Origin of the sequence: Treponema vincentii (assembly GCF_010365865.1) — a bacterium.
GTDB lineage: Bacteria > Spirochaetota > Spirochaetia > Treponematales > Treponemataceae > Treponema.
Window position 1 is genome coordinate 24,995 of the sequence record NZ_CP048020.1, and the last position, 24,180, is coordinate 49,174.

20 protein-coding genes and 2 pseudogenes are annotated in these 24,180 nt (G+C 42.7%); 10 read left to right on the top strand and 12 right to left on the bottom strand.

The genetic code is table 11. The annotated features are described in order from the left end of the window. Window positions 1–78: 78 nt before the first annotated feature. The gene (gene rsgA / locus GWP43_RS00100) at window positions 79–1,029 is read right to left on the bottom strand and encodes a ribosome small subunit-dependent GTPase A (RefSeq protein WP_162661933.1); all 951 of its coding nucleotides are present in this window, start codon (window positions 1,027–1,029) and stop codon (window positions 79–81) included. Continuing rightward, window positions 1,029–1,817: a glutamate racemase gene (gene murI / locus GWP43_RS00105; protein ID WP_162661934.1), complete on the bottom strand. Its 789-nt coding sequence runs from the start codon at window positions 1,815–1,817 to the stop codon at window positions 1,029–1,031. Before murI ends, rsgA begins: the two co-directional genes overlap by 1 nt. Before the next feature lie 131 nt (window positions 1,818–1,948). Between murI and GWP43_RS00110 the strand changes: the two genes are divergently transcribed. Continuing rightward, complete coding sequence (locus GWP43_RS00110) at window positions 1,949–3,733, top strand: ABC transporter ATP-binding protein (RefSeq protein ID WP_162661935.1); 1,785 nt, start codon at window positions 1,949–1,951, stop codon at window positions 3,731–3,733. Between the two features lie 114 nt (window positions 3,734–3,847). Further along, a pseudogene (locus GWP43_RS00115) lies at window positions 3,848–3,940 on the top strand (AAA family ATPase); the annotation flags it as partial. Between the two features lie 33 nt (window positions 3,941–3,973). Here GWP43_RS00115 and GWP43_RS00120 read toward each other — a convergent pair. Both GWP43_RS00120 and GWP43_RS00125 read right to left on the bottom strand, forming a co-directional pair. Next, window positions 3,974–4,486 carry a ClbS/DfsB family four-helix bundle protein gene (locus GWP43_RS00120; protein ID WP_162661937.1) on the bottom strand — a complete coding sequence of 171 codons (513 nt, stop codon included), beginning with the start codon at window positions 4,484–4,486 and terminating at the stop codon, window positions 3,974–3,976. Window positions 4,487–4,570: 84 nt separating this feature from the next. Then, window positions 4,571–5,479 carry a helix-turn-helix transcriptional regulator gene (locus tag GWP43_RS00125; protein WP_162661938.1) on the bottom strand — a complete coding sequence of 303 codons (909 nt, stop codon included), beginning with the start codon at window positions 5,477–5,479 and terminating at the stop codon, window positions 4,571–4,573. A gap of 148 nt (window positions 5,480–5,627) precedes the next feature. Between GWP43_RS00125 and GWP43_RS00130 the strand changes: the two are divergent. The 3 genes and pseudogenes from GWP43_RS00130 (at window position 5,628) to GWP43_RS00140 (ending at window position 8,992) form a co-directional block, all read left to right on the top strand. Then, window positions 5,628–5,943 (top strand): annotated as a pseudogene (locus GWP43_RS00130) (DNA methyltransferase). A gap of 33 nt (window positions 5,944–5,976) precedes the next feature. After that, window positions 5,977–6,933 carry a type IIL restriction-modification enzyme MmeI gene (locus tag GWP43_RS14325; RefSeq protein ID WP_162661940.1) on the top strand — a complete coding sequence of 319 codons (957 nt, stop codon included), beginning with the start codon at window positions 5,977–5,979 and terminating at the stop codon, window positions 6,931–6,933. A gap of 100 nt (window positions 6,934–7,033) precedes the next feature. Next, window positions 7,034–8,992, top strand: coding sequence for a hypothetical protein (locus GWP43_RS00140; RefSeq protein WP_162661941.1), 1,959 nt, complete (start codon window positions 7,034–7,036; stop codon window positions 8,990–8,992). A 773-nt stretch (window positions 8,993–9,765) separates the two neighbouring features. Here GWP43_RS00140 and GWP43_RS00145 read toward each other — a convergent pair. The 4 genes from GWP43_RS00145 to GWP43_RS00155 all read right to left on the bottom strand — a co-directional run bounded on the left by GWP43_RS00145 (window position 9,766) and on the right by GWP43_RS00155 (window position 12,640). Next, window positions 9,766–10,593 carry a hypothetical protein gene (locus tag GWP43_RS00145; RefSeq protein WP_162661942.1) on the bottom strand — a complete coding sequence of 276 codons (828 nt, stop codon included), beginning with the start codon at window positions 10,591–10,593 and terminating at the stop codon, window positions 9,766–9,768. Then, window positions 10,590–11,711, bottom strand: coding sequence for an AAA family ATPase (locus GWP43_RS00150; protein ID WP_162661943.1), 1,122 nt, complete (start codon window positions 11,709–11,711; stop codon window positions 10,590–10,592). Before GWP43_RS00150 ends, GWP43_RS00145 begins: the two co-directional genes overlap by 4 nt. Before the next feature lie 118 nt (window positions 11,712–11,829). Then, window positions 11,830–11,961, bottom strand: a complete 132-nt coding sequence (locus GWP43_RS15120) for a hypothetical protein (RefSeq protein ID WP_269138862.1) — start codon at window positions 11,959–11,961, stop codon at window positions 11,830–11,832. Window positions 11,962–12,001: 40 nt separating this feature from the next. Continuing rightward, a complete protein-coding gene (locus GWP43_RS00155) occupies window positions 12,002–12,640 on the bottom strand; it encodes a GNAT family N-acetyltransferase (protein WP_162661944.1) in 639 nt (212 codons plus the stop codon). 248 nt (window positions 12,641–12,888) lie between these two features. Between GWP43_RS00155 and GWP43_RS00160 the strand changes: the two genes are divergently transcribed. Genes GWP43_RS00160 through GWP43_RS00170 form a run of 3 tightly spaced genes read left to right on the top strand, consistent with a single transcriptional unit; the run spans window position 12,889 to window position 15,304 of the window. Continuing rightward, window positions 12,889–13,149: a type II toxin-antitoxin system RelB/DinJ family antitoxin gene (locus tag GWP43_RS00160; RefSeq protein WP_162661945.1), complete on the top strand. Its 261-nt coding sequence runs from the start codon at window positions 12,889–12,891 to the stop codon at window positions 13,147–13,149. Window positions 13,150–13,153: 4 nt separating this feature from the next. Next, window positions 13,154–13,423, top strand: coding sequence for a Txe/YoeB family addiction module toxin (locus GWP43_RS00165; protein ID WP_162661946.1), 270 nt, complete (start codon window positions 13,154–13,156; stop codon window positions 13,421–13,423). Window positions 13,424–13,471: 48 nt separating this feature from the next. Then, a complete protein-coding gene (locus tag GWP43_RS00170) occupies window positions 13,472–15,304 on the top strand; it encodes an ABC transporter ATP-binding protein (RefSeq protein WP_162661947.1) in 1,833 nt (610 codons plus the stop codon). Window positions 15,305–15,370: 66 nt separating this feature from the next. Here GWP43_RS00170 and GWP43_RS00175 read toward each other — a convergent pair whose 3' ends face one another. The 4 genes from GWP43_RS00175 to GWP43_RS00190 all read right to left on the bottom strand — a co-directional run bounded on the left by GWP43_RS00175 (window position 15,371) and on the right by GWP43_RS00190 (window position 19,954). Further along, the gene (locus tag GWP43_RS00175; RefSeq protein ID WP_162661948.1) at window positions 15,371–16,750 is read right to left on the bottom strand and encodes an MATE family efflux transporter; all 1,380 of its coding nucleotides are present in this window, start codon (window positions 16,748–16,750) and stop codon (window positions 15,371–15,373) included. Between the two features lie 8 nt (window positions 16,751–16,758). Further along, window positions 16,759–17,814 carry a ribonucleotide-diphosphate reductase subunit beta gene (locus tag GWP43_RS00180; protein WP_162661949.1) on the bottom strand — a complete coding sequence of 352 codons (1,056 nt, stop codon included), beginning with the start codon at window positions 17,812–17,814 and terminating at the stop codon, window positions 16,759–16,761. Between the two features lie 86 nt (window positions 17,815–17,900). Further along, a complete protein-coding gene (locus GWP43_RS00185; RefSeq protein ID WP_162661950.1) occupies window positions 17,901–18,581 on the bottom strand; it encodes a metallophosphoesterase in 681 nt (226 codons plus the stop codon). 2 nt (window positions 18,582–18,583) lie between these two features. Further along, the gene (locus GWP43_RS00190) at window positions 18,584–19,954 is read right to left on the bottom strand and encodes a tetratricopeptide repeat protein (RefSeq protein WP_162661951.1); all 1,371 of its coding nucleotides are present in this window, start codon (window positions 19,952–19,954) and stop codon (window positions 18,584–18,586) included. Window positions 19,955–19,988: 34 nt separating this feature from the next. Here GWP43_RS00190 and GWP43_RS00195 point away from each other — a divergent pair, with 34 nt between their 5' ends. Both GWP43_RS00195 and GWP43_RS00200 read left to right on the top strand, forming a co-directional pair. Further along, window positions 19,989–20,726, top strand: a complete 738-nt coding sequence (locus GWP43_RS00195) for a tetratricopeptide repeat protein (RefSeq protein ID WP_162661952.1) — start codon at window positions 19,989–19,991, stop codon at window positions 20,724–20,726. Further along, window positions 20,719–24,168 (top strand): tetratricopeptide repeat protein, encoded by a 3,450-nt coding sequence (locus tag GWP43_RS00200; protein ID WP_162661953.1) that lies wholly within the window; start codon window positions 20,719–20,721, stop codon window positions 24,166–24,168. Before GWP43_RS00195 ends, GWP43_RS00200 begins: the two co-directional genes overlap by 8 nt. The last annotated feature ends 12 nt before the right edge of the window (window positions 24,169–24,180 follow it).

The window sequence follows — 24,180 nt, forward strand, 5'->3', positions numbered from 1 at the left end:
TCTATCGGGATTATCACCTCAAGCACTGAACAGGCCTTATGACTGCCTTGATAAATTGCCTATTCGATACTTCATTTCCTAGTATTCGTCTGCGGTAAGCAGTTCCAACTCATCATGCATGGAACGCCAGCTTTCATAGCGGTCGGGATGGATATGTCCCGCGCTAAGTTCTTCTAATATGCGGCAGCCGCGCTCGTGGATGTGCGAGCACGAAAGCCCAAAAGCGCATTGTATTGCCGCTTTCTCCATCTCGGGAAAGTAAAAAATAATTTCTTCCGGTTTAATGCCCCACAGCGCAAAGTGTCTGATGCCGGGCGTGTCGATAATATTGAACGACAGCTGGGTTCCATCGTGAGCGGTAAAGGTCATCGGTAAAAAGATGCCTTGTGTTGTCGTATGGATACCGCGGTCATATTTAAACGAAATATCGGCGGTTTTAAGCGCAAGGCTGGGGTCAAGACTGTTTAGCAAGCTTGACTTTCCGACGCCCGACTGTCCGGTAACGGCACAGGTTTTACCCGAAAGGAGACGTGCGAGCGATTCAAGGCCTTCTCCCATCTTTGCCGATACCTCACATACCTGTATGCCGATACGCTGCCAATCTCGTATACGTTCCCGTATCGATTCCGGAATCCCCAAATCGATTTTATTTACGATGATGAGTGTAGGGATATCTTCTGCAGCGGCTTGTACCAGCGTGCGGTCGGTAAAGCGCGGTCGGAAGGGGGGATTGGCAGGAGTGGTAACGCAGAGCAGTAAATCGATATTTGCAGCTAAGAGCTGCGGACTGCGTGTTTTCTGATTCCAGCGAGCAAAACCGTTGCGCCGCGGTATGAGTGCGGTGATTTGCCCCTGATCGGGATGGAGGGTATCGTATTCGATATCAACCGTATCGCCGGGCGCTAAGGGGTTGTAATACCCTCGAATTTCCTTCAGTTTTTTTCCTTTAATAGAACAGCGTACTACGTTTCCTTCGGGCGTGCGTACTGCAAAAAAGTTATTTGCGCCGCTTAATACCAGCCCCTGCATTACAGCTCTCCCTTCCAGTCGAGGTCGAAAAGCTCGCAATAGCCACGGTACAGCCGGTCGATGCGATCGGTGATTTCGCCCGTAACATAGCAGCTACTGCGGCATACTTCTACGCCGGGTAGCGGGGGGAGAACCTCCAAAGCGTGAGAGACCACGCCGGGGAGGGAATCAACAATCTTAATTGACGGCGCAGCGCATTCGGTAAAAATATCTGCAAGATGCAGAAAATGCGTACATGCCAGTACAATCGTATCGACACCGGCATCTTTAAACTGCCGGATTGCAGGCATTACCGCCTTCCGTTTTTCTTCATCAGGAGCGGTAATGAGGCCGTTTTCAATTTTTGCAACTAATTCGGGATCAGCTCGTTTTTCGATCGTGCACCTTGCAGCAAATGATTCAATGAGGTTATCAAGATACGGGTCGTTGATTGTCCGCGCTGTGGCGATAATCCCGATTCGCTTATTAACACTGACTTCCGCCGCAACCTTTACCGCCGGTACGGTACCGACAAAGGGAATGGAAAAATGTTTGCGCAGCGCATCGAGGGCGGCGGTTGACATAGTATTGCACACAACAATAATCATTGCGGGATTCAACCGGTCTATTATTTTTTCCGTAACATCGAGGGCATACTTAATCACTTCCTCCCGCGTTTTTTCTCCGTAGGGAAAATGTTCCAAATCCGCTACATACGCAGCCGATGCTTGCGGTGCTTTTTTATGAAAGTACCGGAAGTATGGCAAGCCGCCTATCCCCGAATCTAAAAAAACATACTTTTTGTGCATTTAATGTAACACCTCGTAAAATAAATTCATAATGCGAAACTCATGATTTTATAATTAAGGATTATAAATTATGCACTATTCTTGAGCAAGGTGCATAGAATACAACGGATGCTCCTGTTATAATAAACGCCGTGAAAAACCTTGTTCGGCTCTTTTCATATTTAAAAGGATTCCGTCTCTTATATCTGCTTGCGCTCATGTTTGCGTTGCTTGCTCAGATTGCCGCAGCTTTGCAGCCGGGCTTAATCAAAATCACTGTTGATTCGGTGTTGGGCAATGAACCGCTTACGCATACAGCCCTTGAACGGCTCGTTGCACTTTTCGGAGTGGCTGCAAAGGGGACAAACGGACTGCTTATTATGACCGCTCTCATTCTTGCATTTGCGATATGCCGCAGTATATTTACGTTTTTGCAGATGAATACGGCAAATGCAGCAACCGAGCGGGTTATTCAAAATGTACGGAACCGGTTGTATAATCATATTCAGCTATTACCATACACATATCACGCAAATGCAAAAACGGGCAATCTTATCCAACGCTGTACCTCCGATGTAGATACTATCCGCATTGCATTGTCTTCTCAGATCCCTGAAACGGCCGGTTCGGTATTTTTAATTATATACACTGTCTTTTTGATGATGCAGTCGAACATCAAGCTTGTGCTTGTGTCATGCGCGGTATTGCCGATTACGGCTATTTTTTCCGGTATCTTCTTTTATGTAATTGAAAAACAGTTTAAAACCGCAGCCGATAGGGAAGCGGCGATGACCGCGGTTCTCCAAGAAAGTCTTACGGGTATTAGAGTGATTAAGGCTTTTACCCGTCAGCAATACGAGATGGAAAAATTCAAAACGGCTAGCGAGGCGTATATGAAGCGGAATTTGATCGTGATACGCTGCTTTGCGTTTTTTTGGTCGGGTTCCGATTTTTTATCGTACATCCAGATTTTTATCGTTATCCTCTACGGAAGCTTCTTAGCATACCGCGGTGAAATTTCAGTAGGAATGTTGATCGCGTTTATCTCGTATATCGGTATACTGATACAGCCGGTACGGCAGCTCGGACGGATTCTCGGCAATATCGGCAAGGCATGTGTGTCGGTCGGCCGTATTGAAGAACTATTCCGCGAGGAACCTGAGGAGCTTTTCCCCACACAGAAAAAACCGGAGATTAAGGGCAACATCATTTTTGATTCCGTGTCGTTTGCTTATCCGGGAGCGGAGAATACGCCTGTTTTGGATAATGTTTCGTTCAGCATCAAACAGGGACAAACGGCGGCAATTTTAGGGCCGACCGGTTCGGGGAAAAGTTCGCTGGTGCATCTGCTTGACCGGCTTTACGACTATACATCAGGTTCTATCACAATAGACGGCGTAGAATTACATTCGATAGACAAGGGCTGGATACGGTCGCAGATAGGACTGATTTTGCAGGAACCGTTTCTCTACGCTAAAACAATTATGGAAAATATTAAACTTGCCGCCCCCAATACGGATGATTTCGTCGCACAGCGGTACGCCCGCATCGCAGCCTTAGACGGAGAGATTCACTATTTTGCAGACGGATATTCGACCGTTGTCGGGGAACGCGGCGTTTCTCTATCAGGCGGACAAAAACAGCGGCTGGCGATTGCACGGACACTGATAAAGGATGCCCCTATTTTGATCTTTGACGATTCATTTTCCGCAGTTGATATGGAAACCGATGCGGCAATCAGAGCTGCCCTCAAAAATGAAAACAAGCATAAAACGGTGATTATCATTTCGCACCGCATTGCTACGGTCAAAGACGCAGACATTATTATCGTTTTGGAAAAGGGAAAGATTACGGAACAAGGAACGCATCGTGAGCTGATACAACACGACGGCCTATACAAACGAATTTATGATATTCAGAGTAATCGAGATCGGTGATTCATAGCAAAATTGAATACCTACCGCTTCTCAGCTGCGCTCTGCATCGGAGTGATTGATTGCCGTGCCGTTTGTTAAATTACAGAAAAGCAGTAACCGTATTATAGTGACAGTATGAACATTTCACGGAAATTGCCGATCGGCGTACAGAGTTTTAAAGTATTACGGGAAGATTATTATCTCTATGTAGATAAGACCGAGTATATACAAAGCGGTCGAGTTAGTTGTTAGAGATGGCTGTTATCGTGCTCTATATTTTTTCAACGCTTTTTTAATATCCTTAATAGCCCAATCATAATGACTCGATGTTGCAGATACGCAATAGCTGCCGAGCGTCGTTGTGCCCGTCCAATCGAAAGTACCTTTGGAAAAAAGGGCTTCATTGGAAAATGTTTCGATAAGCGCCAGCACCTCTTTGTGTGTTTTTTTGAGCATTGTTTCCGCATCGGTATATGATGTGTTTTGATGTTTTTCCCAAAAAACAACATTCATCTGAGGATAGGTTTTCCAATTATAGGGCACCGGCAAAAAAGGGGCAGGATTCCTGTTTGTGTTTGACCGTATCCAATTCAGCAGAAGACAGTGCCACTCATAGAGGTGCGCCAAAACATCCCGCACGTTTTTATCGCGTTCGTTCGGAACAATATCGGCGCTCTTTTCTTCGTCGGACATTTCGCCGATTAACGTCCACAGTTTTGCGAATTGTTCATTTGCGGCTTGGATTAAATCGGCTTTGGTGGTAGGTCTTGGCATAGTTTAGTGTTACTCCTTTAGCGTGGGAAGATGGGCTATTGTACCATAGAAAGCTGACACAGTATGTCAGGTTTGAAAAAACATTTAAACTTTTTTATGGTGCGCCGCTATTTTTTCAGCGGAATCGATTATTCCTTTTTTTAGGTTTTCCGGTTCAAGGATTTCTACCTCGGTACCGAGCGACAAAATAAATCCGTACAGCCAATGATCGATCGGAAGATATACTGAAAGCGTATACGAGCCGTCCATATTTTTTGTGATAAGATCGGGAGGAAATTCATCATAAAACCGATAGGCGATTCCGGCGGTGCATTTTAATTTTATGTTCGTAAGCGTCAGAGCATCGGAATAGTCTGTACGGTCAGGTAGCTTGTTGAGCAATTCCGTACGCTTAAATGTGCTTACTGTCTGCATAACGGAAACCATACGGTTTAACCGGAAAAACCGATAAGCATTTTTGTCGGTACACAAACTTTCAACGTACCACGCCTTGGATTTAAACAAAAGGCGAAGCGGATAAATTGTACGCTCAGTTTTTTCTCCATAGGAACTGAGATATTCAATGCGAAGTGCACGGCATTCCAAGATAGCTTGTTTAACCGTATCGAAAACGGACGTGTCGTTTTTGTTTTCCCAGCGGGAGTAATCAACCTTAACCCAATCGGCATTACGCTGAAAGACAGCAGATAACCGGTTTAAAATCGATTCGGTATGTACCTCGTCAATAGGCGACAAACATTGCAGGGCGAGCAGAATTTTATCCTGCTCTTCTTGTGTTACAATCGATTTATTGATGATGTATGTTTCGTCAATAAAAATTCCGCCGCCTGTCCCCTGCACCGTATACACCGGAATACCGGCACAGCTTAAAATATCAATATCACGATACACGGTACGAATCGATACAGCAAATTTTTTCGCAAGCTCCTGTGCCGTTGTTCGTTTTTGATTGAGGAGAATAAAGACGATTTCAAAAAGCCGTTCGGAACGCATAACGATAAAAGTATAGCATAAAAAGCAGACGGGTTCCTATAAAGGACAATTAAAATACATTTATAGAAGTTGCAGCGGGGAGACCATCGTACCAAAACATAACCTTTCGTATATTCTCGGCAATCCGCCGTTTTTAGGCGCGCGGGTGATGGAGAAAGAACAGTCTGCGGAGCTTGCGATGCTTTTTAGCGGGGTAAAGAATGCGGGGAATCTTGACTAATTTTGCGCACCAGACTTTTAAGTGGTCGAATGAAGCGCGGGGCAATGCGGCAGTGTACTGTATTATTGTCGGCTTTTCTCTCCGGAACCGAACGGAAAAGCAACTCTTTTTATATGACGATATAAAAGGAGAAGGTTTATTTTCAGCCGCTGAAATAGCGCGGCTGAAAAACACCGCGAGTTTGCCATCCGGCAAACATCGATCATCAATTGCACTTTTTCATTTCATTGCAAAAGTGCGGTAATTCGCAATCCTCGCCTTTTGATAAAGGCTGCGGTTGTCGAATTTATTGGAACCGAAAGCTCAAACAGTAAAGCGGATCAATGCTTATTTAGCCGATGCGCAAAATGTGTTTATTGATAGTAGAAGTTCGGTACTTGATACACAAACTAATCCGATGGTGTTTGGCAGTATGCCGAATGACGGCGGTAATCTCATTATAGAAGAAAATGAACACGCCTCCTTTTTACAACAAGAACCGGAAGCAGAACGGTATATACGTCCGTTTTTGGGGGCGGAAGAGTTTATCAATAATAAAAAACGATATTGTCTCTGGCTTTTGAATGCGGAACCTCAGCACCTAAAAAAATGCCCGCTCATTGTAGCACGCATACAAAAGGTGCGGGAACACCGCGAAAGCAGCAGCCGAGAGGCAACACGGAAACTCGCGCAAACACCATCCCTTTTTGGAGAAATCCGTCAGCCGGAGTCTGGACATTATCTCCTCGTACCGCGCGTTTCCTCTGAACGCAGGCGCTATATTCCCATCGGCTTTTTAGACACATCCGTTATCGCAAGCGATTCAACGCTTATCGTTCCCAATGCAACGCTGTACGAGTTCGGGGTGCTTACTTCGCAAATGCACATGGCGTGGATGCGTAGCGTATGCGGGCGGCTCAAAAGCGATTACCGCTATTCTGCACAGATCGTGTATAACAACTTCCCGTGGACGGATGTTTCGGAAGCACAAAAGGTAGCGATTATTCAAAAGGCGCAAGCGGTATTGGACGCGCGCTCGCAGTTTCCCGATAGCTCCCTTGCCGACTTATACGATCCCAATACTATGCCGCCGGTACTCACCAAAGCGCACGCCGCCCTCGATGCTGCTGTGGATAAGCTGTACCGGAAAGCAGCCTTCCCCGATGATGCCGCGCGTGTGGCTTTTTTGTTCGAGCCGTATGGGAAGAAGACGGAGGGGGTGACTTCATCTGCTAAGAGAGCGAGAGTTCATTAAATGCTTTCCCAGTTGTCCAAAAGCTAGTCCTTTGCGGGACAGCTGGGAAGTTTAAGCTAAATGTGATACATTAGTAACTAATAGGGACTTAGGTGTAAAAATGAAAGCAAATATTAATCAATTAGCTTCTTTTAGTTTAATTAGTGTGCAATGGCATAAATATAATAAAACATATTTAGATAATTTTATACCTCTATTTTGTACAATGTTTATTGACCAAAAAATATCAAAAATAGAAATAAAAGATTACGGGACTCTGGTCTCTCAATTTAATGCCATTTATTCTATTGATTTGCCATCTTATATTATTCAGCCAATTATAGAAAAGCTTTGCCAACAGGAATTGATATCACAGGAGCTGATTTCATATAAAGTTAATACTGATAAAATTTTTGATAATCACTTGTATATTGCAGATATACAAAGACAATGTCGAGAAAAGCAAAATGATGTGATTAAAGCTTTTCGTGTGTATACACAGGAAAGATTTAATAAAATTTTTACTGATACAGACGCTATAAGACTTTTATCAAAATTTATAATGCGTCATGATATATCACTATTTTTTGATGAAAGCATTGTATGGTCAGAGGATATATTGGCTGATGAAGAATACTATCTAGCAGGTTCTTTCATAAAAGAGCTCAATGATAATAATTCTACGATGTACCAGACTATTGTAGAACTTGCGGTAGGGAACATTGCCTTTAATGCTTTGCAAATGACTTTCTTACCGACAGAAGTTGAAACCTTAAAAAAATGCGTAGTTTTCCTTGATGCTTCCCATCTTTTCCCCTTACTTGGTGTAGATCAAAATGAACGACTAGAAACAATAGAATTAATGATCAAAACTATTCATACAAAAGGAGGTTTTGTTAAGATTTATAAACATACGTATGATGAAGTAAAAGAAATTCTTGAATCAGCAAAAAAGTATATTGAATCTCCACTATATGATCCATGCAAAGCAACTAAAGCTCTCTTTTATATGCGCCAAGAAGGATTTTCTTTGACAAAACTTGACACCATATCTGCATCTTTCGATAGAATATTACGAGAATATAAAATCACTATAGAAAAGGAAATCCCAGATAGAAACCTAGGTTTAGATGAAAAGAAATTAGCACAGTATATAAAGACTAAATGTACTCATAAACGATTTGAATCGGAAGAGTTTTATGAAAAGAGAACGGAACGAGATGTCCATTCGATTATTTTTACATATGAGAAACGAAAAAATTTGGAAGCAAAAAATTTTATTGATGCTAAATACTTATTTATTACTGAAAATCCAATTTTACCTTTAGCAAATAAAAATATGTTAAAAGAATTGAAAATACATACTGATAATATTGTATTATCTGCAATTCCTGAAACATTACTTTGTTCTTATTTATGGCTTGGCTCTCCAGAAAAGGCCAAAGAATACATGACTTTTGAACTGTTAGCAACAGCTCTTTCGGCTATATCACCAACACCTGAAATTATACAAAAAGTAAAAATAGAGATTCAAAAATTATATGATAACAATAATATCTCTAAAGATGACTATCAAATAATGGCAGCCGAGTATTTGATAAAAGATGCTCTATCAGAAAAGACCTTAAATAATCCTGCTAATTTAAATACTGCCGATATATCAGGACTAATTGAGTATGCAAAAAATAAACTAGCGATTGATGAACGTCAAAAGAGAAAGGAAGTTGAAAATACCTTAGCTATGTTATCATCTGATACAGAAAAACGCAATGATGCGAGGCGTGATAAAGCAGAAGCAAAAGCTAAGAAAGATACAGATAGGCATATTTATCGATATCGGATTTTTTTTATACTACTGCATATAATTTTACCAGCAGCAATTTCTGGTATACAGTATATATGTGGCAAAAATAATATTTTAATTAATATATTAGCATTTATAGTAAGTATAGTAGTATATTACTGCAATATTGAAAAAGAATTTTCTCTATCCAATAAAAGAAAAGTCTTACAAAAAAGATATTTAAAAAAATGGTATGAAGAATATGAGCTTGATACTTCTGAATTAGAAAAAATATAAAGCTGAATAAAAAATATTTTAGAGGGTTTCCTTAGATGTGATTTGCAATGTTTTAATTTAAGTTATTATACTATAAAGACTTAAATTAAAACTCGTTGAGCATCTCTAAAAATCTAACCGAGTTTTTAGAGATGCCCAACGAGTTATATCTTTATATTCTGCTATACTTTTATCTGATACAAAAGGTCGTTTTACGCCCATAAAAGAAGTACTGCAGATGATTAAGCTTGAATTAGAAGATGAATTTGGTTTACGCACCACATAATCTCACACCTCTGCTATTTTCTCAGCGTATTAAGTTCTCCAAAAAGTTTATGAATATGCAAAGCGAAGCAGATATACCGTCATCATTCCGATTTCTTTCTTCTAATTTTTTTGCTATTTTCTAATCATAAGGCATTCCCTCTAAGTTTTGGCAGTTTATTGAAGCGCAGTCCCCTCTTTCCACGATTCAAAAATATACTCACGGGATTGATAGAAAAAAAATCCGTGTTATAATTTGAAATTGCCCCGTTAATCCAAGACGAATAAACAGAAATCAATGTGTCAGCAATACAATCAATAGATTCGTTTTCTGCACAAATATCTTCAATAAGGCGTTCGTATACTGCGCCGATTGTCCAATAATCAGGGACTTCATAACGGCACCGTAAGACATTGTCAAAGTCTCATGATTTTACATTATAAATGGATATAACTTCATCGGCGATTTTTTCAATCGGCTCGCAATGAAGCGTATCAGCATCTAAACGGTAGTTTATCTCAACCGGCTGCTAAACACGGTAATACTCATATAGAAATAAAGGAAAAGCATTTAATATTGCTATTCTTCCATTTGGATTAACATATTTATCCAGTTGATTATCAAATATATGTTGCTGAGAAATTACAGATTTCTCTTGCGGTACGCTATACGAATCCACACAGATGAAATGGGCTTTTTTGACATTTATTTCTTTTACCGTTCTCCAATTCTCTTTTACGCTATTTATTTTTTCCGGTTCTTTCGGTATTTTTAAAGTTCCTGATTTATTATTTAGTCCAAAGCAAATAAAATCGAGATTTTTATAACACGCTTCCGCATTGACTAATGCTTTAAATGCTCCATCAACGGATGCTTTGACAGTATAATCTTTATAATCGTTATCAGGTAAAGAATTTTTAAAATATCGAATGGATTCAACCATTGGGTAGTTAATATAAAGTTTTCCTTTATCAGTCTCATTATTAAAATAGCATAAAAGTTCTTTAATTCGTGTATGTTGTTCTTCAATCGTAAGCCTATTATAGGCATCGGGTTGCTTTATATCATAATCAAAAAATAAATAGATTTCAGAAATTTCATCGGAAAAAGATAGTTCTTGCAATATGTTTGTTGTTTCGGGATGAGCACGTTCTTCTTCTTTTAAGAGTTGGATCAATGCAACAGAATCCGAAGCTCCGAAAACATCATATTCGGTCATTTTTTGATATAAAGAATAAATATTACTGCAATACGAAACAATAATTTCATTTTCAGCTTGCCGGTTAAAAAATAAATATTCCATCGTTTTATACAAACGCGGTTCTTGTTTTTTCCCTTCAAAGACAAATAAAATCATTTCCCGAATGCGCCACCACGATAGAGTTTTTCGAGATTATGTCCAAGCCGCAATTCCTTTTGGGTGGCGTTGTGAGCATTTACAATTCTTTCCTTTGAGCAAATATAAAAGCAATCCGGACGCAGTAGATCATTCGTAAAAAGTGTGGTATTGTGTGTAGTAAGGAGCACTTGACAGTTAACTTCTTTCAGCTTTTGCACGACAAATCGTGCAAGCTCAAAATGGTAAAACGCATCAAATTCATCAATACAGATAAATGAAGGACACTTTTCAGGATTCTGCACATCTTTCAGCCAATAATACACAAGCAATAACGAATTCATACCGGTAGAACAAACATCAAGAAAAGTGAGCCTTTTTTCTCCGTGTTTAATATATAATACTTCCGATCCGGTATCGTTACTGTGGGTGAGTTCTTCGGTAAAACCCGCTGTACGGAAAAACTTCTGAAGATCTTCAAAATGATGAGTTTGTATAATACTGGCAGTAATCTCTTCTCCAACTCTCGATGAGTAACCGATAAAGGAGCGGGTATTTAGCGACCAAAATAAGAGCATCTTATCTACAAAGTTAAAAAGATCATAAAAGATACGGTTTTCAATAGTATCTGGAAGAGAGCTATTATTTTTAACCCATTTTAAAGCAGAGATTTGCAGATTCGATAAGTCTTTATTGAGAGTTTCCGTACCGACAAGAGAAATAATAAATTCATCCGTTGAACGCGATTTATCGTACGCAATTACTACTCTACCATCAATAATCAGTGTTTCTGCAATAAGTGCATCAATGTTAAATTTCTTATATCGATATATAATCTCTTTATTTTGAAAGCTAAATATATACTTGAATTCGACGGCTTGATCAGTGTTGAATATATTTTGATAATTCTTGTATTCACTTTTATTTGCATACTTATCAGTTAAATTACTTACAATATCAAATAAACCTATCGCAAGCGATGATTTTCCGCTCGCATTTTTACCGTACATAATAGCGGTCTTCACAATATTATTTTTTATAGCCTCAGGCTGAAACTCGTAATGACCGATTGCCGAAAAATCAAGCGTTACGGCTTGTTCAAATGCTTTAAAATTTGCTACGGTAAATGATTTGAGCATAATAATAGCTTCCTTAAAATGGATTCATTTATATTATCGCCAAAACTGTAATAAACTCAATAGCGCCGTAAAAAAATTACGGATGTTTTATCCTTCAACAACAATCAATACCGTTTTGTTACTTTGTATTTTCAGAGTTTTTCTCGGCATAAAACAGCGTCTTCAATACATTGACGTTCACAAGCGGTAAGGCGCCGAATTTGTCGGCATTATACAGCTTTTTGCGCGAAACTCCTTTGCGGATATCCATGTAATCAGTGATGCTATTGTATAGGCCACTCCCACTTCTTTCACCCAAAAATCTGTCTGGGCAGCTTTAATTTCTCTTTATACGGAAAACCCGCTTCATATACAGCGAAGTCATTCGGATGTTCATCGCAGACAGCATAGCCCTTCGGCGTAGTATATTCTCCGGTAATACCGGTCAGATAGCCGGGAATTAATTCCTTACAGAGAAAGAATGAAGCATCTGCACCCTCCGGCAATCCATGATATCTGATGCCGTATGCACTCGCGTAGGTAAATCCGCTCTTGCCGTAAAAATCGATATTGCCTTCAAAGCACACTGCACCGCAGCCGAGCGCCGTTGCTTTATCAAGGGAATAATCCAGCAATATTTTTCCGTAACCCTGTCGCTTTAGTTCGGGCGCAATACAAATCGGTCCCATCGTCATAATCGGAAGATCGCGTCCGTCATCAGTTTTAATCAGAGCCCTGACAAAGATATTCTGCCCGATCAGCTTCCCGTCTTTTTCCATTACAAAATCAAGCTCGTGAACAAATGCCGGATCATCCCGCAGCTGCTTGAGAATATAATGTTCCTGACACCCCGGACGGTACACATTCCAAAAACTTTCCCGTACAAGGTTTTCAACATCACGGTATTCTTCTTTTCTTTCCAAACGGATGATATAGTCGTTTTTATTCATTGTAGGGTCCTTATACACAGAAATGTTTGTCCGAGCAGTATTGATAGGCAGTGTAGAAATGTCAATATGATGATGTAATCTTGCACGAATAACCGGTAGTACAAACTCAACAAAACTTCCGGTATGGTATCTCTAAAGCTGAAAAATTATTGACACTATCAATAAATCTATCTACAATCAACATACCCCGACGCAAGCGTCGGGGTATTAAACCCTCCGCACGAATAAAGACAAAAGGAGCTACTACTATGGCACAGACAAACATAAATATCCGTATGGACGAGAACCTAAAAAAACAGTTTGAAGCTTTCTGTTCCGATATTGGCATGACCATGACAACAGCATTTTGCGTATTTGCAAAAGCGGCAGTTCGGAAACAAAAAATACCGTTTGAAATATCAACGGATCCGTTTTATTCTGCAAGTAATATTGGTTACCTTGAAAAGAAAATGGCAGATTATAAGGCAGGCAAACTTCAGCTAGCAGAGCATGAATTGGTAGAGGATTAACTGTATGCCGGACAAGATAATACAGTGGGACATTGACGCTTGGAACGATTATGTTTACTGGCAGACACAAGATAGGAAAACACTTAAACGGATAAATCTTCTTATTAAAGATATCAGTCGTAGTCCGTTCGAGGGGCTAGGTAAACCGGAACCGTTAAAAGGTACCTTAACAGGATTCTGGAGCCGTAGGATTGATGAAGAAAATCGACTTGTGTATGTCGTAGAGGAAAAGGTTATTATACTGATTTCCTGCCGCGGACATTACGATAATTAATTGAATTTTTTGAAAAGCCCCAATACATTGTAACGACAAGGTACTATTATGGAACAAGATCAAGAAAACGATTACAACCAAAAGTTTAACGGCGGGGTTTGGAAGCGGATTGTAAAGGAGTTTGCGTTCTTTAAATTGCTCTTTATTTCAGGCTTCATTTTTTCGGGGCTTGAAGGAATCTGCGCAATTGCACAACCTAAAATCACCAACTATGTTATCGACGTTTTTGTAAAAGAGCGGAATTTACAGAATTTTATTCCGGTCGTTGTGCTGACCAGTGTCTTCATAGTATTCGCAGTTCTCGTTACGTTTTTCTATATTATGACAATCGGCACGGTAGAAGTAAAGATGTGCAATCGCTTACGGATCCGCTGCTTTAATCACTTACAAAGTCTTTCTCTTTCATTTTACGATGCCAATTCGGTCGGATCTCTTATGTCACGCATCACCTCGGATATCAATAAATTATCGGAGCTGGTGGCGTGGGGTGTATCCGATTTACTGTGGGGCTTTTTTATGCTGTTTGCGCTCATCTTTACGATGTTCCACGACAATATCAAACTTGCCCTTATTGTATTAACGACATTCCCGCTGATTATTGCATTGAGCATTTATCTGCGTGCAAAGATATTAAAAGCGCAGCGGAGAGTACGGGTAGTAAATGCACAGCTGGCGGCAGCATATAACGAAGATATTCAAGGCGCAAAGACGACCAAGACGCTCGTGCGAGAGGAGTTGAACGCAAAAGAGTTTTTCGCCAAAACGGAGAAGATGAAGGCTGCTTCGATACGTGGAATTTTGCTTTCTTCTATTTTGATGCCTGCGGTACAGATTATCGGATCGCTGGGTACGGGACTGGTTGTCTTTTACGGCGGAAGCGCCGTTATCTCGCAGGCGATTAGTTTGGGACTGCTTGTTGCGTTTCTTTCGTATGTTACTCAGTTCAACGCCCCGCTTGCAGGAGCATCCGCGCTATTTGCGGAACTGATATCGGCACAAGCAGCGGCGGAACGGATTTTTGCACTGCTGGAAGAGAAGCCTGATATTCAGGATACGGAAGCGGTTATCAAAAAATACGGCGCCGCGCTTAATCCGCCGGAAGTGCAGCGTCCTGCTATAAAAGGAACCGTACGGTTTGAGCACGTATCATTTTGGTATAAAGAAAGCGAACCTGTTTTAATCGATTTTAATTTGACGGTGCAGGCCGGTGAAACGCTTGCGCTCGTCGGGTCTACCGGAGCGGGAAAGTCTACCATCGTGAATTTATTTTGCCGATTTTATGAGCCGAAGCAGGGAAGTATTTTAATTGATGGAATCGACTACACTGAAATGCCGGAAACATGGATACACGAAAACCTCGGCTATGTACTGCAATCACCTCATTTGTTTTCGGGCACAATCGAAGAGAACATCCGCTACGGCAAGCTTGATGCAACGGAAGAAGAAATTATCGCGGCGGCAAAGCTCGTGGACGCTCACGAATTTATTTCCGCGATGCCGAACGGTTACCAAACGCAGGTAGGTGAAGGCGGTGGCTTACTTTCGATGGGGCAAAAACAGCTGATCTCGTTTGCACATACCCTTGTGCGGAATCCGCGCCTGTTTGTGTTGGACGAAGCAACCTCATCGGTTGATACGGAAACGGAACAAAAAATTCAAAATGCTATTGCCGCCGTGCTGGAAAACAGAACTTCGTTCGTAGTGGCGCACCGCCTTTCCACTATCCGCAATGCCGATAAAATCATTGTTATCGAAAAAGGCAGGATGATAGAAGCAGGCACGCACGAAGAACTGCTGCAGAAAAAAGGACACTACTATCAGCTTTATTCGATGCAATTCCTGCAGGAAAAAGAAGGCATCATGCAGGGCAAAAGAGCGTGATTGTTCCGTATGAAAGCCGGAATCCTCGGCACCCTGCGTAGTGCCGTATTGCTTTTTTATAAACCCTTACGCAACAGTCAAATTCTTTACCCACCGCTCTTTTTTCAGTTGATGTCTGGCGATGAGCAGTTTAAGAAAATCACTGAGCTTTGCAAGTCCGAACATCGCAACGGGCGAAAGCGCGGTACAATAGGTGAAAATAAGCATTACCGGCAAAAATACCATTGAGTTGACGCTGATATCGACCCATGCGCCAAGTTGAGCATCACCACCCGCGCGGGAAATTGCAAGCTGCGTATTAAGGTACGACCACAGCGGCATATAAAGCGCGATAATCCATATAAGATTCCGCGTGATGATATGCGAGGCAGGCGAAAGCCGGATAAACACAACGGGAATAAGAAAAACCGTGAGAGCCTCGCAGATGCCGACGAAGATACCGAAGATAAAAAACCCCGAAAGGAACCATCGCGCCTGTTTGCGGGCTTCGTCCAATTTATTTTGTCCGAGCGAACTGCCGACGATTATACGTACGCAGGTAAAAATCACCGGAAAAATTAAAAAGAATATATTTGCAATCGTCCAACCGGCAGCCATGCCTGCGACGACCTCCGCCCCACCGCGGCTGTTGTACAGTGCCGCGACAATCGTTTCGGTTCCCACCCACGAAATATCGGAGGCAAACACCAAACCGAGCTTCTTAACCATCTGCATGAACAATTTCCATCGGACTTTCCAAAGCGACAATATCCGTACATAAAATGCAGGCTTTTTGACATGCACGTAGATAAGCAAGAGAGCAACTTCGGCACAGCGGGCTATCAGCGTCGCATACGCAGCGCCCTTTACCTCCAGCCGCGGCGCTCCGAAATGGCCGTAAATCAAAATGTAGTTTCCGCAGGTGTTTATCAAAGTAGAGATAATCGCGCTGTACATAATGATCTTTACATTGCCGATGTCACGCAGGGAAGAGGTAATCGCGGTAGAAAAGGCAATAGGGATAAAGGTAAGTAGGATAATATGCAGATACCGTTGCCCCTCTGCAACGATTTCCGGCGCCTGCTGATTCCCATGAACTAAAAAGCCGAGGATATGTCCTGAAAAAAAGAATGAGAAAACCGTAAACAGCGCGGCACAGGCAAGCATCATAATCTGCTTAAACCGGTACGTTTGCTGCATTCCGCCTGCATCTTTTGCGCCGTTAAATTGGGACATAAACATACCGCCGGTTTCGGCAAACGTCCCGATCGTTGTCAAGAAGAGGAAGGTGAATTGATTGGTGATATTGACCGCGCTCATCTTTATGTCGCCCAATCCGCCCACCATAAAGTTATCGATCAGCGAAACGAGGCTTTGCACAAAGGTTTGAATCATAACCGGTATGGCAAATCCAAGCGCCTGCCGATAAAAGTGAACCGGCCCCAGCGAAAATCTTTTTAATTGCATTTTCTTCCCTATAGGTCATCCTTTAGCGCGGAAGATTTTGCATAAGCCGTAGACTTTGCTTCAAAGAAATCCGTCTTGATGAGGTTTGCGTTGCTGTATTGGCTTACCCAACTCATGGAGGCAGGTTCTTCACGGTGGCCTTCGTACAATGGTTCAAAGCCGAGGTTTTCGCAGCGAAGGTTGCCGAGGTACTGAATGTAGTCGGTAACCATGCCGCGGGTCAGTCCGGGAATGTCGTCGCCGATAACGTAATGCCCCCATGCAATTTCCTGTTCACAGCCTTCGCGGATCATGCTGCGGAACAGCTCGTTGTTTTCCGGCGTGAACAGCTGTGGCTCTTCCTTTTGCAGCTCATGGATGATCGAGCGGAATAGCCACAAATGCGTGTTTTCGTCGCGGTTGATGTAGCGGATTTCCTGCACGGAGCCGGGCATCTTGTTATTCCGACCGAGGTTATAAAAAAACATAAAGCCGGAATAAAAATATACCCCTTCCAGAATATAATTGGCGACGGCAACCTTGAGCAAGGCAAGCGCGCTTTTATCATCCTGAAACTCATTATATAGGTCGCCGATAAACTTGTTCCGTTTTAAGAGGTGCTCATCATCCTTCCACTGATAAAGGATGGCAGTCCGCTCGTCGGGGGAGCAGATGGTGTCCAACATGTAGCTGTAGCTCTGCGAGTGTACTGCCTCCTGAAACGCCTGAATGGTAAGGCAGAGGTTTACTTCGTTTGCGGTAATATACTGTCCGACATTCGGTAGGTTCGCCGTCTGAATGCTATCCAAAAAAATGAGGAAGGAAAGGATTTTATCATACGCGGTTTTTTCCGCGGGGCTGAGTTTGCGGTAATCCTGCACATCAGTATTCATATTGATTTCTTCCGGTATCCAGAAATTATTCATCGCCTGCCGATACCATTCGCTTGCCCATGTATACTTCATGTTGTTAAAGTCGTTGAGGTTGGTGGTGTTCCCGCCTATCATCTTCCGCAGATGGACTTCGATGTCGCCCGTTTCGTTAAAGAGCTTTTTACGAGAAAGCACGGTTTCGTTATCTATCATCAAAATACTCCTTGTACTGTTCTATATATATAATATTTAGCTCTCAAACATCAAGGATAAAAGATATTAGCTCTCTATTAATGAGATCAAGTGGCAGATTGCGTAGTATCGAATTCCAACAGATAGTTGCTAAACACATTGATGACTGTTGTGTTTTCGTAGACGGTTACTCGCGGGGCTTGAAGATCATAAAGATGAATGTGTCCGTGTAAAAAATAGCGCGGCTTAAACTTTTTTATGAACCATAAAAAGCATTTAAATCCCACATGGCACGGGTCGGGGCGGTCGTGGATACCGAAGGGTGCTGCATGAGCGACAAAAACATCTACATATCGACCATAGCGCAGCTTGTTGTAAATGAGGCGCGGTACCATTGCGAGTAGCTGCATCTTCATTTGATGTTCAGTGTATTGCCCGACGTCGCTATTATACCGGATACTTCCCGAAACCCCGGCAAAAAGTATGCCGTTCTCTCGGCGTGTGGTAAAGCCAAGATACGTTGACCCGTACCCTTCAGAGCGGATTGCGGCAATAGTTTGTAAGGAAGCGCTCGATCCAAGGTTTTTATGATAGTACGGCAATGCAGTGAGATTATGATTCCCAAACACAAAGAAAAGCGGTTTATTCAACGATGAAACGATAAATTCCAAATACTCCATTGGTAAATCCCCTGCCGAAATCACAAGATCGACATCTTGGTACCGCTCTTTGATATTGACACTGTAAATGAGCGGATCGATTTGATCGGAAATGCAGAGGATCTTCATGCCTATATGCCTTTTATTGTTTTTAAAATTGACTCCAGTTTGTCTTTATCTATTAATTCAAATGGACGATTCTCGGCAAAGCTTAATGCAGCCCGTGAGAAACCGCTTGAGGTAATGACAACGACCCGCACTAATCCCTGCGCTTTCATCTGTTCATGTAGCGAACGCAAAAAGGAATCTCCTATGATGTCGCTATCCCGCGAATAGATAAAGAGTTTGGGTTGCTTCCGTACATTCATCCATTTTTCGGAGTTATCTTCCAAGGCGATGATGGCACAGCCTTGTTTAATTTCCTTTTGAGACTGAACCAAAAGCGCGAATGCTTGTTCTGTAACCGCTTTACAGAGTTTGAGGAATGCTTCCGCGCTAACGGTAAGATATTCCTTCATGAGATCGTTTGAACGGAGGTCTCGATACTGGTTCAGCTTCTCTGTAACATCCTTATAGCTTGGCATTACAGTATGGATTGCCTCCCACTGCTCAATAGCGCGGTCGAGGTCTCTCATTTTTTCGTAACAGGCCGCAGCCGCATAACGGAGACGTAACGTATCGGGATTCGAATTTTTTGCAGTCGTGAGTTTAAGTGCGCGATCGAACTCAAAGGCGGCCTTTTCAAGACTATTTGCATCAAGATAGCACAAACCGCGCTCGGTAAAACACTTTTGCCGGAGATCTGCATTGCGAGCAGCTTTTTCAAATGAAGCCAACGCCTGTGCATATTCTTTTGATTCACGAAGCAGCCGTCCTTGATAGTACAGAGCAGTCGTATTATCCGGTTCAAGCTTCAGTGCGATAGCGATTTCCTGTTTTGCCTCATTCATCATCTTATTGCGGAACAAAAGCAATCCGAGCGCTGCATGAGCTGCGGCATGTTTAGAATTAAGATTAATCACCTGCCGGTAATGAAAAATAGCCTGCTCCGTCTTATTGAGCTGCTCAAAAAGTTGCCCGATAGCATAATGATATTCCGCATTTTGGGGGTCGAGTTTTATCAGTAATGCATATTCTGCGAGTGCTTCCGTATGTTGTTGGAACCGCTCATATAGTTGCGCCGTTAAATTTCGGAATTCTTTTTCTTGGGCTTTCGAGTCAAATACGGCCTTACTGATGGTTTTGAACTCCATCAAAGCGAGTTCGGCACGACCATCAGCTAAATAAGCTTTTCCAAGGAGATAGTGGGCTTTTGTATCACGCGGGTTTTTTGCTATAATAGCTTTCGCCCGTTTAATTGCTGTTGCATACTTGCCGGCATTGATATATTTTTCTATTATAGCTGTTTTTTTCGGTGAAAGAATCGAGCGTATTAGTAAAAAAGCTAATAATAAAATAGAGAAAGCAAGGATACCAATGAAACTAATAAGGTACAAAGACATAGATTTATGGTATAATTTTTGAGAGGTAATGTCAATGAAGTATATTTGCCGCGTATCGGCTCGAAAATTAATTTCGATTGTTATCTATCTAATAATAGCCACACAGGGTTTTACAGAAGACGCTATAACACAAGGAAAGAAATTACTGCTGAATAACCAGCCGGATAAGGCAGTGCCACTTTTCTATGAGGCTATGGCGGAAGAAAAGGACAACCCTAAAATCAACTTGTATTTAGGTGTATGCTATATTAGCCTCGGTAAATATGCAGAAGCCGAACAGCAATTGCTGGCTGGCAAAAGCAAAGATACCACAGGTTCATATCTCTACTCATATAATTTAGGGAATGTCTATTTTTTGCAAAGTCGTTTTACAGAGGCGGAGGAGGCTTATACTGCGTCGTTGGCAGCACGCCGTGCCTATCCACCGGCGGTGTTGAATAGAGCGAATACCTATATTAAATTGGAACAATATCCGCAAGCATTGGAAGATTATAAATTTTATTTAAACCTTGATCCTGCTACTTCCCAAAGACAGGCAATTCAGCGTATGGTATCGCTTTTGGAATCGGAACAGCGTGAGGCGGAAATGATTCGGATGCAGGAAGAAGCACGGAGGTTGGCGGAAGAAGCCGAACGGAAGGCCGCAGAAGATCGATATAAAAAGTTACAAGATGAAATAAATGCTAATTTACAATCAGTGGATAATGCTTCTTCTCTTTCTGTCGGATCGGATGAAACACTTGACTATTCGGAGGACTATAATCTTGAATGATTTACACAAATATTTAATAGGAACGGCGGCGGGTATTGTACTGTGCCTTTTAATTTGGGGCGGGTACTCTCTTATTTTCGGTAGAAAAGGAACAAATAACATACCGATTTCAAAAAATGAACTGAATGGTGACGCTATGGGAACCTCTCCAGGGCGCTCTTCCGATATTTTAGGGAATAATGGTGTGTTTGTACCCGAAAATGACAATAATGAACTCACGCAGGAACAACAGGAACGGCTTTTGGCTGCACAAGCTGCAAATGAAAGTCTTACTAAAAAGTATGATCCCCAAGATGGAAGCAACGTACAAAATCAGCAAAGTTTATCGAACGGTCAAGCGGATGGAACCGGGGATGCCTATCAGGGAGTATTCGGCTATGACACGCTTGCGCTTAACCGCGGAACACAGGAGCAGGAAGCAGTACGGGAAATAGGAAATCAAAAACTTGAGGAAGGACGCAATAAAGTACGCGCTCATATTGTGCAAGGGAAAAATGCTGCTCAAAAAAATCAGCTGGGCAATGCACTCACTGCTTTTGAACGGGCTGATGAAGCTATGCCTGATGACAAAGATTTTGAAGCATCTTCATATTACGATATAGCATCTTCGCTCTTTTTATTATCAAAAACGGTGCCTGATGTTCAGACTGCTCAGAAAGCTCGGGATGAAGCTGAACGGTATATAAAGAAATCTCTCGCGGCTCGCAATAATACGGACGCTCGCGAGCTTTATAGTAATATCATAGCTGAGCACCAAAAAGCGGCCGAAGCAAAGCGTCAGCAGGCGCTGTTAGCCCAACAGCAAGCGGCAGAACGCGCACGTAAAGAAGATCAAGCACAACAGCAGCGGAGACAGGTCGTAGAACTGATCGGACAAGGGAAAAACGCCGTAAACAAACGGCAGCTGAATAACGCCGTATCATCCTTCGATAAAGCGGCCGCTTCGATGCCGGACCATAAACAGTTCGCAAGCGATTCATACGCGGAAATGGCAGATGCGATGCTCAATCTTGCACAGCGCCTATCCGATCCGAACGATGTGCAGATATCGCTGAATAAGGCCGAAAACTACATTAAAGCAGCGCTCGCCGCACAGAACAGCTCCGGTGCCCGCAATCTTTACGCTAAAATACTTGATGCGCGCAAAGAGCAGGAGCGGCTTGCGCAAACAAGAGCTGAGGCTCAGCGTAAGCAGCAAGAACAGGCTGCTCAAGCCGCAGCGCAGAAAAAAGCTGAGGAACAACGCAAAGAACAGGAGCGGCTTGCGCAAGCAAGGGCTGAAGCTCAGCGTAAACAACAAGAACAGGCCGCCCAAGCCGCAGCGCAGAAAAAAGCCGAAGAACAACGCAAAGCACAAGAGCGGCTTGCGCAAGCAAGAGCTGAGGCTCAGCGTAAGCAGCAAGAACAGGCCGCCCAAGCCGCAGCGCAGAAAAAAGCCGAAGAACAACGCAAAGAACAGGAACGGCTTGCCCAGGCAAGGGCTGAAGCTCAGCGTAAACAACAGGAAAAACCGAAAACAGCTGCGTACAAACAGGTGGAAAACCTTATAGCGCAGGGAACTGCCGCAGCTCAACGGAAACAGCTGAGTAACGCTGTTCTTGCTTTAGACAGGGCAGGCCGCATCATGCCAAAAGATAATGATTTTGCGGAAGAGTCCTATCGCAAAATGGCCGATGCGATGTTCGGCTTGGCGGAAAATTCAACGGACAAGCAGACGAAAGCAAGTGCATTAAAAAAAGCCAATGAGTATATCAAAAAGGGGCTTGCAGCAAAGAACACCTCTGAATCGCAAGCCTTAGCTGCAAAAATTACCAATGCGCAATCGGCACTCCAAGCGCAAGCAAGCCCTTCTGCAAAACCGCAGGCTGCGCAGCAAACCGCCGCCTCACGCCAAGCGCAATCTACTGTACCGCAAAAAAACAATGCGGCAAATAATGCGGGCGCGCAAGCGGCAGCACAAGCCCGCGCCGCAGCAGCTCAAGCGGAGGCTGCACAAAAAGCACAAGCAGAGTTGCTGGCCAAAAAACATGAAGTAGATGCACTGGTGCAACAAGGAAAAAAATCTGCAGCAAGCGGCAACTTTGCCGCAGCGCAAAGCGCTTTCAGTAAAGCAGCGGCGCAGATGCCGTCAGGTGATACCTCCTTTACGGCCGAACAATACAGGGAAATGGCGGAGGCCATGTATTCGCTTTCAAACAATTCTCCGGCTAATAGAGGGCAAGCGCTAAACGAAGCATCCGGCTATATTAAGAAATCGCTGGCGGCTAAAAACGATGACGCAAAAGCTCATTATGTATATTCGCAAATAGCAGATGCCCAAAACAATGCGGCGCTTGCCGTACAGGAATTGGAGTCTGCTCGCCGCTTCGATCCGCAAAATGCTCAATATAATTATGAGTTGGGTAGAAAGTATTTTGCACAGAAAAAATACCCCCAAGCCCGTTCCTGTTTTGAACAAGCCGTGAAATCCAATCCGCAATTTGAAGCAGCTTTTTTCAATCTCGGTATGACGCATAAGGTTATGAACGCAAATGACGCTGCTCTTACAGCTTTTTCAAAAGCTGCAACGTTAAAGCCGGATTATGTCCGTGCCTGGATCGAAATAGCCCGTATGCAGGATAAAAAACGAAATTATAGTGAGGCAATTAATAACTATCGAAAGGCATTATCATTGGAACCATCAAATACTTCAGCATTAAAAGAGATGGCGCAAGTGTATTCAAAACAAAAGGATGCCAAACAAGCGGAGCGCTATTTTAAAGAAGCATTAGCGTTAGGGGATACCGATCCGGTAACGTATTATAATCTCGCTGCGGTACAACTTGAACTTGGCAAGGTGACGGAAGCGCTACAAAATGCTCAAAAAGCGTTAGCCGGTAACGATAAGGACGCCCGCTTCTTATATACGTATGGTTTGGCGCTTGAAAAAAACAATCGGCTGCGCGAAGCGGAAGACTATTATGCCCGTTCTGTGGCAGCCGATGGACAATACGGTAAACCCCGCATCAACCTCGGACGGATACAGCTGGAAGCCGGTCGTCTCGATAGTGCGGAAGAGCATCTGCTCGCGGCATACAGGGCAGAAGCTTCAAATTTTGAAGTAAATATAAACTTAGGAAAACTCTACGGGTTAAAACATGAATATGGGAAAGCCATCGATTATTATACAAATGCGATAAAAATTATGCCGAATAATATTGATGCACGTCAGAATCTCGCAGCTGTCTACCTATCAGCCGGATTAAAAGAAAATGCACGCGATACCTATCAGACTATTATAAAAACAAATCCGCAGGCATGGGATAGTTACTATGAGCTCGGAAAAGTGTATATTAGTTTGGATAACAAGGCGGAAGCAAAGGCCATTTTTGAGCAGTTGCTTAAACAAAGGCCAAATGATCGTCATGCGGCCGAAGTTAAAAAGTTGTTGGTTAATCTTTAGAAATGAAAATTT